Origin of the sequence: Novibacillus thermophilus (assembly GCF_002005165.1) — a bacterium.
Classification (GTDB): Bacteria; Bacillota; Bacilli; order Thermoactinomycetales; family Novibacillaceae; genus Novibacillus; species Novibacillus thermophilus.
The window spans coordinates 2,108,037-2,121,248 of the sequence record NZ_CP019699.1; the positions used below are offsets into that span (position 1 = coordinate 2,108,037).

The 13,212-nt window shown below is 47.1% G+C and carries 8 protein-coding genes and 1 pseudogene; all 9 read left to right on the top strand.

The window, feature by feature from the left end:
- Window positions 1-186: 186 nt before the first annotated feature.
- On the top strand, window positions 187-933 hold the full coding sequence (locus B0W44_RS10370; protein ID WP_228440972.1) for a sugar phosphate isomerase/epimerase family protein: 747 nt from the start codon (window positions 187-189) through the stop codon (window positions 931-933).
- Between the two features lie 134 nt (window positions 934-1,067).
- The gene (locus B0W44_RS10375) at window positions 1,068-1,973 is read left to right on the top strand and encodes a carbohydrate ABC transporter permease (protein WP_077721343.1); all 906 of its coding nucleotides are present in this window, start codon (window positions 1,068-1,070) and stop codon (window positions 1,971-1,973) included.
- A gap of 14 nt (window positions 1,974-1,987) precedes the next feature.
- Complete coding sequence (locus tag B0W44_RS10380) at window positions 1,988-2,821, top strand: carbohydrate ABC transporter permease (protein WP_077719975.1); 834 nt, start codon at window positions 1,988-1,990, stop codon at window positions 2,819-2,821.
- Window positions 2,822-2,940: 119 nt separating this feature from the next.
- Window positions 2,941-4,317, top strand: a complete 1,377-nt coding sequence (locus B0W44_RS10385; RefSeq protein WP_077719976.1) for an ABC transporter substrate-binding protein — start codon at window positions 2,941-2,943, stop codon at window positions 4,315-4,317.
- A gap of 63 nt (window positions 4,318-4,380) precedes the next feature.
- Window positions 4,381-6,186 carry a cache domain-containing sensor histidine kinase gene (locus B0W44_RS10390; protein ID WP_077719977.1) on the top strand — a complete coding sequence of 602 codons (1,806 nt, stop codon included), beginning with the start codon at window positions 4,381-4,383 and terminating at the stop codon, window positions 6,184-6,186.
- Between the two features lie 9 nt (window positions 6,187-6,195).
- Complete coding sequence (locus B0W44_RS10395; protein WP_077719978.1) at window positions 6,196-7,812, top strand: response regulator transcription factor; 1,617 nt, start codon at window positions 6,196-6,198, stop codon at window positions 7,810-7,812.
- Between the two features lie 11 nt (window positions 7,813-7,823).
- A complete protein-coding gene (locus tag B0W44_RS10400) occupies window positions 7,824-9,665 on the top strand; it encodes a heparinase II/III family protein (protein ID WP_077719979.1) in 1,842 nt (613 codons plus the stop codon).
- Window positions 9,666-9,707: 42 nt separating this feature from the next.
- On the top strand, window positions 9,708-10,865 hold the full coding sequence (locus B0W44_RS10405) for a DUF2264 domain-containing protein (RefSeq protein WP_077719980.1): 1,158 nt from the start codon (window positions 9,708-9,710) through the stop codon (window positions 10,863-10,865).
- 251 nt (window positions 10,866-11,116) lie between these two features.
- Window positions 11,117-13,191, top strand: a pseudogene (locus B0W44_RS10410) (bifunctional aldolase/short-chain dehydrogenase).
- Window positions 13,192-13,212: the final 21 nt, after the last annotated feature.

The following is a 13,212-nucleotide window of genomic DNA, read 5'->3' on the forward strand; positions in this document are numbered from 1 at the left end:
TCATGCGACGATTTTGACTTTTTTTACGAATTTTTTACCTCTTTTATTTAGACAAGACAAAGGCAAAAAATTATAGAAATAAATCAAAATAGTGTTATAGATGAAAAAGAGTGTTTGTTTACAATGAACATGAACATTCGGTGATCGATTGGTGAGGGAAAAATGTTAAAAACAGGATTGTGTTCGGTGACATTCAGAAAATTTAGCGCGGAGAAAATCGTCGAATTGGCTGCAAAAGCGGGCTTGGAAGGAATTGAATGGGGCGGGGACGTCCACGTTCCTCCCGGAAACTTTATTCGTGCCGCTGAAGTGGGCAAAATGACGAGAGAGGCCGGTTTAGAAGTGGTTTCATACGGTTCGTATTACCGAGTAGGGTGCGGGGATGAGAATGAAGCTGCTTTTGAGACCGTGCTGGAAACCGCTGTTCAGATGAAAGCGCCCGCGATTCGCGTTTGGGCGGGCAACCGCGGGTCGGATGAGGCGGATGAGGAGGACTGGGAAAGAGTCGTAATCGATTCCAAACGAATGGCCTCTTTGGCGGAAATGAAAGGGCTCTCTGTCAATTATGAATATCACGGTGGAACGCTAACGGATACGAAAGAAAGTGCGTTGCGCCTCATGAAGGAGGTGAATCACCATCGTTTAGGCATTTACTGGCAACCTGCGGTCGGACAGGATATACGATCGCGCCTTGCAAGTATTCAAGACATCCGACGTTGGCTTGCGCATGTGCACGTTTTTCATTGGGACCAAAAACAGAACCGACTTCCGCTCGTAGAAGGAGTAGCAGAATGGGAGCACTATCTGTCGTTACTGATGGATACAAAATTCGACCGTTACGTAATGTTAGAGTTCGTAAAGGAAGACAATCCCGAACAGTTTTTGCAAGATGCTAAAGTTTTAAAAGAACTCGTTCAAGAGCAAACCCGATGAACGACAGAAGGTCGAGTACGAAAAAGCTGACAATAGTAAAGTCAACGTCGTGTTAGATACCGCTATATAACACCGTGGAAAAAAGAGGTGAATTCTCATTGAGGCCTAAAGCAGAGGGACCGGTACTGCCACAAATGTTGTCATTAAAAAAGAAAAAGTCACCGTTGGATCGGAAGGAGGCCTTCACAGGGTTTCTTTTCGTGGCTCCGTTACTCCTGGGGATTTGCGTACTAACCTTAATCCCTGTAATCGCTACGTTTGCACTCAGTTTCACCGAGTGGAATTTTATTGCGGGTATCGAGCAATTACAGTGGGTAGGGTTGGAAAATTTTCAACAGTTGGCACAAGATACGGTGTTCTTAAAATCTTTGGCCAACAATGCCATTTTTATGTTGACGACACCGATCTGCATGATAATATCTCTGTTGCTCGCGATTATCATTAACAAATACGTTTACATGAAAGATTACTTTAAAGTGGTGTATTTTTTGCCCTATGTCTCAAGTGTCGTGGCTGTTGCCGTTGTGTGGCAGGTCTTATTTCACCCATCTGCTGGTCCGATTAACCAGTTCCTGATGGCTTTAGGGATTGACAATCCGCCCAAATGGATTGCCGATCCACAGTTTGCGCTTGTATCTGTCATGTCCATACACGTGTGGATTTCAATAGGATTTAACATGATTGTTTACATAGCCGGGTTGCAAACGCTTCCTAAAGAGTTGTACGAAGCAGCTGACATGGACGGTGCCAACGTCTGGGTCAAATTGAGGTACATTACATTTCCGCTACTGTCTCCGACGTCATTTTTTTTACTGGTTACAGGCATTATCTCGACTTTTAAAGTGTTCGATTTGATTGCCGTTTTAACCCAAGGAGGCCCGATGCACGCCACAAGCGTCATTGTTTGGGACTTGTACGAAACGGCCTTTATCCATTTGGATATCGGTTACGCCTCGTCCATGGCTTTCGTGTTGTTCTTGTTCGTCATCTTGATCACACTCATTCAGTGGATAGGTCAAAAAAAATGGGTGAATTATTAGGGAGGAGAGGCTGTATGGCCGACGCCATTAACGTAAAAAAGATGGTCGTCACCATCATCATGTTTCTGGGCAGTATTCTATTTTTATTGCCGTTTATTTGGATGTTATCCACTTCCTTTAAAATTGAAGCGGACGTCTTCAAATTCCCGATCGAATGGATTCCTAAACGCTGGAACGGCCTGAACAACTATCGAGAAGTGTGGTTTGGGGACTATCCCTTTTATATCTACTATTGGAATTCGATTAAAGTGAGTGTGCTCACAACCGCGTTGTCGGCAACAGTGACATGTTTAGCCGCTTACGGCTTTTCCAAAGTCAAATTTCCGGCTGGAAAATGGCTGTTTTTCGTCGTTTTAGCCACTTACATGATCCCGCCACAAGCGATGTTAGTGCCGCAGTTTATTTTGTACCGGAGTATCGGGTTGTTTGACAGCCACTTGGGGTTAATCTTGTTGGGAAGCTTTAGTGCATTAGGTACGTTTATGCTGCGGCAGTTTTTTATGGGTGTCCACGACGACTACATTGATGCCGCCAAAATCGACGGTGCCGGGCATTGGCGAATTTTTCGTTCGGTGGCTTTTCCGATGGTCCGTCCGGCTGTTTCGACCTATGTCATCTTAAGATTTATCTGGACGTGGAACGACTATCAGAACCCATTGATTTTCCTGAGAACTGACCGCTTATACACGATCCAATTAGCCATGCAGAAATTCACCACGATTAACGGTGAATTTTATTCACTCATTATGGCCGCTGCCGTTTCGGCGATTGTTCCGTTAATCATCGTTTTTATCATTGGTCAAAAACAGGTGATCGAAGGAATTTCTCTCGGGGGAGTGAAAGGTTAATGTCAATATATTGGTAATCTAGGTAAAATTACTTTCGTGATGTAGCATCACATATTTGTTAAATTGGCAATGAAAGGGCTTTCTATCAAATGAAAAATGGAAAGGCGGGGGGAGTTGAGATGAAGGCGAAGGCCAAGATTTTCGTGATTTGTATGTTGTTGACCGGTGTTTTAGCGGCATGTGGAGGCGGAGGAGAAGAGACGGCCGCAACCGAGGAAGGGGGAGCGAATGCTGAAGGATCACGTGACAACGTAACAATTAAACTTCATACTCACGGTAACGAAGCGAACTATAACTGGAAGGAGACGCTGGCCGCTTTTGAAGAAGAATATCCTAACATTGACGTTGACTTAATCATCCTGAGTGAAAAAGGGGATACGCAAGAGGCGATGAAGAAGTTGGATTTGGCAGCGGCATCCGGAGAAGCGATGGATGTCCTGATGTTCAGCGATCCGGCGTCTTATGCCCAACGAGTAGGCGCTGGGATGGTGGCGCCCATTGACGAGTTCATTGTGGAGGAAGGGTACGACGTTCATGAGGAGTATAAGGTCGATACGAGCTTAGGCGGCAAATATTACGCTCTTCCGGGTAAATTCAACCCGTGGTATGTACTCTTGAACAAAGATCATTTAGAGGAAGCTGGGTTGGAAGTTCCTGAAGACTGGACTTGGGATGAATTTATGGAATACGCCAAAAAACTGACAGTGGGCGAGGGAAGTGAGAAGCGTTACGGGACGTTCTTCTTTGGTCCGCAAGACGGTTCGTGGATGGAGTACTTGAAACTCGCAATGGCGAGTGAGCCGGAAAACACTGAATTTCTTAAAGACGACGGCACGTCGAATCTCGACAGTCCATTTTTTCGCAAGACGTTGGAAATACGCCTAAAAATGGAGCAGGAAGACCAGTCCGTCACGCCTTATACAGATTTGATTTCCCAGAAGCTGCACTACCGGAATCAGTTTTTTAATCAAGATGCGAGCATGATTTTAATCGGGAGTTGGATGAATACAGAGTTAGGGGGCACAGATCAGTTCCCGTTGGACTTTAATGTCGCGGTCGCACCGTACCCGAAAAATGACCCGAATGATGAGGGAGGATTTACTCCGGTCACGACAGACTTTATGTCCGTCGCTTCAAATTCGGAGCACACGCAAGAGGCCTATACGTTTATTCGTTGGTACACGACTGAAGGCCAATTAATACAAGGGAAGAACATTCCGTCGTGGAATAAAGTGAGTGAAGACGATTTGGACCGCATTGTCGATACAATACTGTCGGGAACGAATAACCCAGAGAAAGTGGATAAAGCGTCGCTCCTCAAGGTGTTGTCGGAAGCGAAATCTTCTAAAATGACTTCGCCGGCTTCCTATCAGGCCGAAGTTTACAAAGTCATCAGTGAAGAATATGAGAAATTGATCTTTGGTGAGCAAGACATTGATACGATGATCAAAGTCTCACAAGAGAGGGTGCAGGACGTTATCGAAAACAACGGGTAACGGTTTGATAAGATAAATGATACAGGGGGTGGTCCCCATCTTTTCTCTAAGAAGGGGTTCGCTATGTGGAGTTGGATCCATCAACTGGTGGCGGATCAATCACTGCGTTCAAAAATGATGCTAGCGACTGTGGTATGTATTGTTGTGCCAGTATGTACGACCCTGATCATTTATACTTTTCAAACGAGAGAAGCCGTAAAAGAGCAAGCGGTTGCAAATGCAGAGCGGGAGCTTCAGCTGACGGAAGCCTACGTATCGAAGTTGTTGGAAGACATGCTCTACATCGCGAATTTCGTGCAGATGGACTCTGAGATCAATACGATATTAAAGGGAAAAGAAAACACCAGGAACAGCCCACAACAAACTGAAGACACATATGAGGCGTTTATCGATGACAGCAAGGTTAGGAAAACGATGGATAACATCACGTTAGTTGGCGAGAAATCTTACGTAACCATCCTGCTAACAAGTGGTCAAGCATATGCCAATTATTCGACGAGTGAGTACGATCCAGTCACGATGTTTCAAGAGCGATGGTTTCATCAGCTGAGAGACGTATACGGGTTTGAGTCATACTGGATTGGCAGTCACCCGACAGTTTTTAAATCGGAAAAGAAGGGCAACCCTTATCAAATTTCAGTTGCAAGAACACTTCGTGACGGAAGTTCCAACATATACGGGTATGTTGTCGTTTCATTGGATGAGAATCAGTTCAGCAAAATATTCGAGAATGTGGCGGCCAATGAGGAGATGATGTTGGTCGATGCGTCACACCAAATTATATCGCATAAAGATGACGACAGAATTGGTGAGACACTTTCATATTTGAAGGGAAGGCCTAGAAACGAAGCTTCAACGATTGTCCGAATATCCGACGAAGATTATCTCGTTTCTAGGCGTTCCATTCCGTTCGTCGATTGGCAGCTCGTTTCGCTGACCCCGTATAAACAAGCCGTATCCGACATTCATTCAATCTTCCATAAGGTGTTTATGGCGGAACTCGTATTGTTTGTCGCCTTCCTGTTTATTTTGGCTTATTTTTTACGGGTGATTGTACAGCCGATCGTTCATTTAGGAAGCGTGGCGGACGCTGTACAGCAAGGGGATTTAACGGTACGTTCACGGATTAAGGGCAAGGACGAAATTGGGCGTCTGGCCGAATCGTTTGACCTCATGCTTGATCGTATAAATGCGATGATCCGAGACATTACCGAAACACAGGAGAGAAAGAGAAAAGCTGAACTGGCGATGTTACAGGCTCAAATTAACCCACACTTTCTGTTTAATGCACTCAATTCCATTCGGATGAAAGTAATGCGAAAAGGGGACATAGAGAGCTCAGAGATGATCAGCTCTTTATCTAAATTGTTGAGAATGACGATCGACCAAGGCAGAGAAACAATTCCCTTCCGGAAAGAAATCGATATTGCCAAAGACTACATTCACCTGATGAACATGAGGCGATCGACAGAGGTCCAATTGGATATTCATGTGTCCACAGATGCGTATTTAGAAGAAATACCGCGCTTCATCTTACAACCGATTATTGAGAATTCAATTATTCACGGCTTTAGCCAAGACGGCGGCACGATTTCATTAGACGCATATGTCGAGGAAGATGTTTTTGTCATCCAAATTGAAGATAACGGGCGAGGGATGTCCAGAAAAAAGCTGGAGCACGTACAGGAGTCACTGATAGCGGACACCGCCACAGCTGAGGGTGACGGAGAGAGAAAAGGCTTCTCCAATATAGGGTTATCCAATGTTTTTGAACGCATGCGGATGACGTTTGGGACAGCATTCCGCATGCGTTTGGAAAGTAAAGAGGGTCAAGGTACCAAAGTAATCATGTTTATACCGAGGAGGTAAGAGGATTCCATGTATAACGTGATGCTGGTAGACGACGATTACCCGGTATTAGAACTGTTGTCGGAAACGGTAGAGTGGGAGAAGTTAGGCCTTCGGCTTCAAAGTGTTCACGAAAATGGCGCCAGTGCACTCAGTCATGCGTTAAAGGAAATGCCTGACATTTTGATTACAGATATCGGAATGCCGGAGATGAACGGCATTGAGTTAACGAAAAAGCTTAAACAGAGAAAACCTAATTTACAGGTGGCGATCCTTTCCTGCCACAGTGAATTTACATTTGCACAACAAGCATTGCGGTTAAACGTTCAAGAGTATATTTTGAAGGACACACTCGATCTGGATGACTTGAGGGACGTTTTACTGAGCATCAGAGAAAGTCTGGAAAAAGAAAGAGAGGCCGATGCCGTTAAGTTGAATTTACAGCGCATAGTCGAACGGAACAAGGAGTTAAGCAGAGAAGAATTTGTGCGCAAAACCGTTCATCAGCCGATTTACGACGAAACAAAGTGGTATGCGGAAGCGAGAACGTTTGGGCTGCAACTGGAAAGCACGGCTTACTTTCCAGTACTGTGCTTCATCCATCATTACCGGTCCGAAAAACAGCGCTTCTCCTCGGAGGATACACTTCAATTTGCAGTCGCTAACGTCATTCGGGAAATGCTCCACAAACACTTTCCCCAGGCTGTCTACTTTTATTACGGCATCAACGAATCATTTATTCTTTTCCCCTATCACTTTGACTTAAAGACGAGCGACTACGATAAAGCCGCCGACAGTATGAAACACATTCAAAGCGCGCTGCGACGGTCATTGGGTGTGTCGATGTCATTTATAGTGGGAGAGGTTTGTTGCGATCCAAACAGTTTCAAGCAAGAACTGGCTGATTTACTGTTCAACACTCAGCAGCGATTTTACGTGCAACCTGACGCGATTGAACAGAAGAGAAACCGGGAACAAGGAAAAGACGGGTTGTTTTATTGGTACGATCAGGCGGTCATGGAACTGAGGGAATTGTTTGTGAAAAAGGATAAGCGTCAAGTGGCTAAAACCGTGACAGGGTGGATCAAGTTTATGGGCGAGGAATGTTTTCCTCCCGAAGCAGTGAAAGGATGGGTGTTAAAACTGTTGTTGGACATTAAGGTGGAATTGAAGGACTTACACCTGTTTCATTCGTCCTACACGACAGATACCTTGCACAGAGAAATTTTTGAAATCGGTTCCTTAAGTGAATTGAAAGATTGGTTAATCAGTTATCTCGAATCGTCACTAACCCATACAGGAGAGCATTTCGGGAAGATCCGGAGACGTGAAATTTTAGATGCGTGCCATTATGTCGTGATGAATTTAGATAAGAAAATCAGCCTGGAAGAAATCGCCGGTCATCTTTACTTAAACCCGAGTTACTTTAGCCGGTTATTCAAAAAAGAAGTCGGCGAAACATTTGTCGAATACGTGACAAAGACCAAAATGAAGCGGGCAAAGGAGCTTCTCGACGTGACAAGCGACTCAGTGGGAGAAGTTGCACAAAGACTCGGCTACGATAATCAAAGTTACTTTATTAAATTGTTTAAGGATCATGTTGGAGTGACACCGATGGAGTACAGAATCCGCCATAAAAACGTTTAGAGGGTTGTGTTATGAAGCGAGATCAAATTCAAAAGTGTTTGCACGACTATAGAGTTAAAGGGCCTTCCCTCCTGCTTCCCGAAGTGGAAGACCTTGACAATTGGTGGAGCACTTTTCATCAGGATAAGGCCTATAAATTTCTTTTGGACGAAATACGAGAGGAGGCCGGAAAACTCATTCACGGCCAAGACCCGGAGCTGACATATTCCTTATTTCAGGCCTTCTGGGACAACGGGTCGAGGGTCGAATACGAAGAAGTTTATTTTCGGAAAAGAAGGCGACTGAATACGTTTGCCATGATGTCGTTACTTGATCCTGATCAACAAGTGTTTCGTGAAGCCCTGCAGAATACCTTGTGGTCCATTTGCAATGAGTATACGTGGTGTCTGCCCGCCCATTTAAGTCACGGCCGAACGAACATCCACTTTTCTCTTGAGGGCCACGCTGACGATCCGCACAGTGACGCTCTAGAGATCGATTTGTTTGCTGCGGAGACCGCCTTTTCCTTAAGTGAAATCTTAAGTTTAACAGACCGGTTCTTACATCCGTTGATAAAAGGGAGAATACATGAAGAAGTTTACCGAAGAATTTTTCGACCTTACGTTCAGAATGTTTACCATTGGGAAACGGCAACGCACAATTGGTCGGCAGTTTGTGCCGGTTCGATTGGCGCGGCTGCGCTGCACTTAATCGATGATGTGGATGACCTATCTCTCATTCTAGAGAAGGTCCTACATTCTTTGGAATTTTATTTAGCTGGTTTCAATGAAGACGGCGTTTGTAGAGAGGGTTACATGTATTGGCAATACGGATTTGGGTACTACGTTTACTTCGCTGACTTATTGAAAAAGAGAACAGGGGGGAAGATTGATTTATTTCAGTCTGAAAAAGTACATCAAATAGCTCGTTTTCAGCAAAAAGTCTTTATGGAAGGAAATGCGGTGATTAATTTTTCCGACTGTCCTTCCCATGTCCGTGTGTTTCTCGGCATGACTCACTATTTAAAACAGCGCTATCCGGATCTTGACGTCCCCGTCACACGTCTTCGCGCAAAATACACGGACGATCATTGTAGTCGGTGGGCGCCGGCGATCAGAAATTTAGTGTGGTTTTGTCCCGAAGAGAAAGGCGAACCTTGGCGGGCGGCAACCTACTACTTAGATGCTTCCCAATGGTATATGTCAAGGCACGTATCCCGTTCGGGTGTCTACGTATTCGCCGCAAAAGGAGGTCACAATGCAGAGCCCCACAATCATAACGACCTCGGGCATTTTATCTTTCACGCGAGGGGAGAAACCTTTTTGAATGACTTGGGGTGTGGCTTGTACAACAAAGCCTACTTCAGCCCGGAAAGGTATTCGATCAACTGCAATGGATCACAAGGTCATTCCGTACCTGTGATCAATCATCAATTCCAGTGTGAAGGGATTTCACAGCGTGCGTTTGTCGAAGAAGCCGCGTACGGGAATCAGGTCGACTCGTTTACGTTCAACTTGACGAAGGCTTACCGCATCCCCCATTTACAGCGATTGACCAGGCGGTTCACTTGGCACAAAACGCATCGTCCGACGTTGATTCTGGAAGACAGCTATGTTTTCACTGAAGAACCGGAATCGATCGTTGAAAGATTTGTGACACCAATTGCTTCGATCGATGAGTACGCTGACGAGCTTAAGCTTGTGGGCAAGCACTGTTTGCACATTACATTTGATCGCAAAGTGCTTGAGCCGAAAATTCAAACGTTAGATTTTATCGATCACGATCATCGTAAAGTTGAGCAATTTGCGATAGATTTTACTCTTGTAAAACCCCGAAAGGAAAGCAAAGCGCGGTTTGTGTTTCATTTTGAATGAGTATAGATGCGCCTAGGTTGAAGGCGAGGAGGAGAGGAACAAATGGAACAAACGTTGACGGACAGAGCGTATTGGATCGAGGCGATGTGTAAAATTGCAGATCCGGTATTGCGGGCCTTGAGTGAAAGGCGTTTGAAACGATCAATGCCTGTTGAATGCAGGGAAGGGACACATCGCGAGAGATTCTCCCATCTTGAGGCTATGGGGAGATTGCTGGCAGGAATGGCACCGTGGTTGGAAGGCGGTGCGACCGAAGGAGACGAAAATCGCTTACGTGAACACTACTGCACTCTGGCAAGGATGGCCGTCGATGCCGGCACTGATCCGGAATCACCCGATTATATGAACTTCTCTGAAGACTTTCAGCCGATAGTCGATAGCGCCTATTTGTCCCAGGCCATATTGCGTGCCCCCACAGAACTGTGGGAAAAACTCGACGACCGAGTGAAGCAACATGTCATTAACGCTTTGAAGAAAACGAGGTCGAGGAAACCGTTCTTTATGAACTGGCTCCTGTTTTCTGCCATGACGGAAACGACTTTGTACAAAGTAGGGGTAAGTGACTGGGATCCGATGCGAATTGATTATGCAATTAAACAGCACGACCAATGGTATGTAGGAGATGGTCTGTACAGCGATGGCCCAGACTATCACTGGGATTATTACAACAGCTACGTCATTCATCCCATGTTAGTCGACATTCTCGAACATGTAGGGGATGAATACGATGAATGGCAGGCACGGCGGGAGCCGATTTTAGAAAGGGCCCAAAGGTATGCAGCCATCCAGGAACGGTTAATATCGCCGGAAGGAACGTTTCCTCCGATCGGGCGCTCTCTGGCCTACCGTTTTGGTGCCCTGCAAAGCCTTGCTCAGAGCGCTTTACGCGACGAACTCCCGCACACAGTATCTCCCGCTCAAGTCAGAAGCGCCTTAACTGCTGTTATTCGCCGGTCGTTGGAACAACCGGGGACCTTTACGGAAGAGGGCTGGTTAACGATCGGGCATTGTGGCCAACAACCGGAAATCGGTGAGATTTATATTTCAACAGGAAGCTTGTACATGTGTGCGGCTGTCTTTTTGCCGTTGGGACTCCCGGAGGCACACCCTTTTTGGAGTGATCCGCCTGAAGACTGGACAGCAAAAAAAGCTTGGTCAGGTCGCCCTTTTCCAATCGACCGCGCTTTAGAAGATGCATAGCTAGTTCCCAAATGGATGGATGGCTGAACAAGCATGTGTCGCGCTTCAGTTAGATGTCAATGCGCTGATCAGGAAGTAGCGACAGATGCCCTCCTGTGACGGGAAAACCCATTACAGGGGGGTTAATTTTTTCGCATTAAAGAGAAAGAAGTCGATACATTTTATTTTTTTAAAAACCCCTTCCCAAATTCAAAGAAAACAGATATAATCAAAAACAAATAAACACTCTTCAATAAATGTGAGGGAGAAACATGCCTGCTAATCTTTGGGATCATCAAAAAGCAAGCCGTTTACAAAAAGGGTTGGATGAGCTCGTTTACCGGTCGAACTTGCTGGGTCAAGATCGGTCTGTCGCAAACTGGGGCGGCGGTAACACTTCGATGAAAACGGTGGAACGAGACTTTCGCGGACGCGAGACGTCGGTCATGTGGGTAAAAGGAAGCGGTTCCGACCTCGCCACGATGAAAGCGGATAACTTTACGGCGTTGCGACTCGACGATGTGCTGCCCCTGATGGACCGCGATGAGATGTCAGACGAAGAAATGGTGTCGTATTTGACACACTGCATGATGGACAGCAAGCATCCGCGCATGTCCATCGAAACGCTGTTGCACGCCTTTTTGCCTTTTCAGCATGTGGACCACACCCACCCTGATGCGATTATCAGCATTTGCTGTGCAGATAACGGAAAAGAGATTGCCCAAGAGATTTACGGTGATCGTTTCGTCTGGGTGCCGTACATACGACCGGGGTTCCAATTGTCGAAAATGATTGCCGAGCGCGTGCGAGAAAACCCCCGAGCCGAATTGGTGCTCATGGAAAAGCACGGTCTCGTGACGTGGGGAGAAACGTCGGAAGCGTGTTACCACAACACGGTCAACATCATTCAAGAGGCGGAAGCATACATCGCCCGACGGACTGAAAAGGTGAAGGACAGCCTGTTCGGCGGACAAAAAGTGAACTCGCTGGACGAAGAAAAGCGGCGTGAGACCGTTTGTGCCATCATGCCTGTCATCCGCGGCTTAGTGAGTCGAGAAAACAAAATGATTTTGCACTACGACGACTCCGACGACGTCCTCGAGTTTGTCAACAGTGCCGACGCTTCCCGTCTGTCGCAGATAGGGGCCGCGTGTCCGGATCACCTCGTTCACACAAAACGTGTCCCGCTGTTTGTCGACTGGGACCCGTCATCCCAGCATGTGAACGATTTAGTTGACCGGATTAAAGACGGCATCGAAAGGTATGCCGAAACGTACACCGCTTACTTCAACCGGAACAAACAGGACGGAGACACGATGTTTGAGCCGTACCCGCGCGTCATCCTCATACCCGGCATCGGGATGGTGACCACGGGTAAGAGCAAGGCGATGGCAGAAGTGAGTGCGGCGCTGTACCACCGTGCCATTGCCGTCATGGCCGGAGCGACAGTGCTGGGTCAATTCGTCTCCCTCAATGAGGAAGAATCGTTTGCGGTCGAGTACTGGCCTTTGGAACTGTACAAACTGACACTCGCTCCCCCGGAAAAAGAGTTTTCCCGACACGTCGCCCTCATTACAGGAGGAGCAGGCGGGATCGGCAGCAAGGTAGCCCGGCGACTGGTAGAAGACGGGGCGCACGTCGTCCTGGCCGACTTAAACGTTGAAGGGGCGACAAAAGTAGCCCGGGAGCTAAACGAAGCGGCGGGGCGGAGAGGGCACTGGCCGTTCAAGCTGACGTGTCGGACGAAAAGATGGTGGAAGCGGCATTTCGTGAAGCGGTCCTCCGCTACGGCGGGGTCGATATTCTCGTGAACAACGCAGGTCTCGCCACATCGAGTCCTCTGGAAGAAACGTCTGTCGAAGAGTGGAATTTGAACATGAACGTCCTCGCTACAGGATACTTCCTGGTGGCGAAAGAAGCCTACCGTCTGATGAAACTGCAAAACATCGGCGGATCCATGGTGTTCGTCGGCTCGAAAAACTCCATTTACGCCGGCAAAAATGCTTCAGCTTACAGCTCGGCGAAAGCAGCGGAAGTTCACCTCGCCCGCTGTATTGCGGCAGAAGGCGGACCGTACGGCATCCGCGTCAATTCGGTGCTGCCCGACGCCGTGTTGGAAGGGTCCGCCATCTGGAATTCTCAGTGGCGGGAAGAACGGGCGGCCGCCTACGGTATCGAGCCGGATGAACTTGAAGAACACTATCGTCATCGAACTGTGCTGAACGTGAACGTGTACCCTGGCGATGTCGCGGAAGCCGTCGCATTTCTCGCCTCCTCCCGCGCAGCCAAAACGACTGGCTGCATGATCACCGTGGACGGCGGTGTGCCGGCGGCGTTTACGCGGTAGTCAATCCTGTGTCGTGGAAAG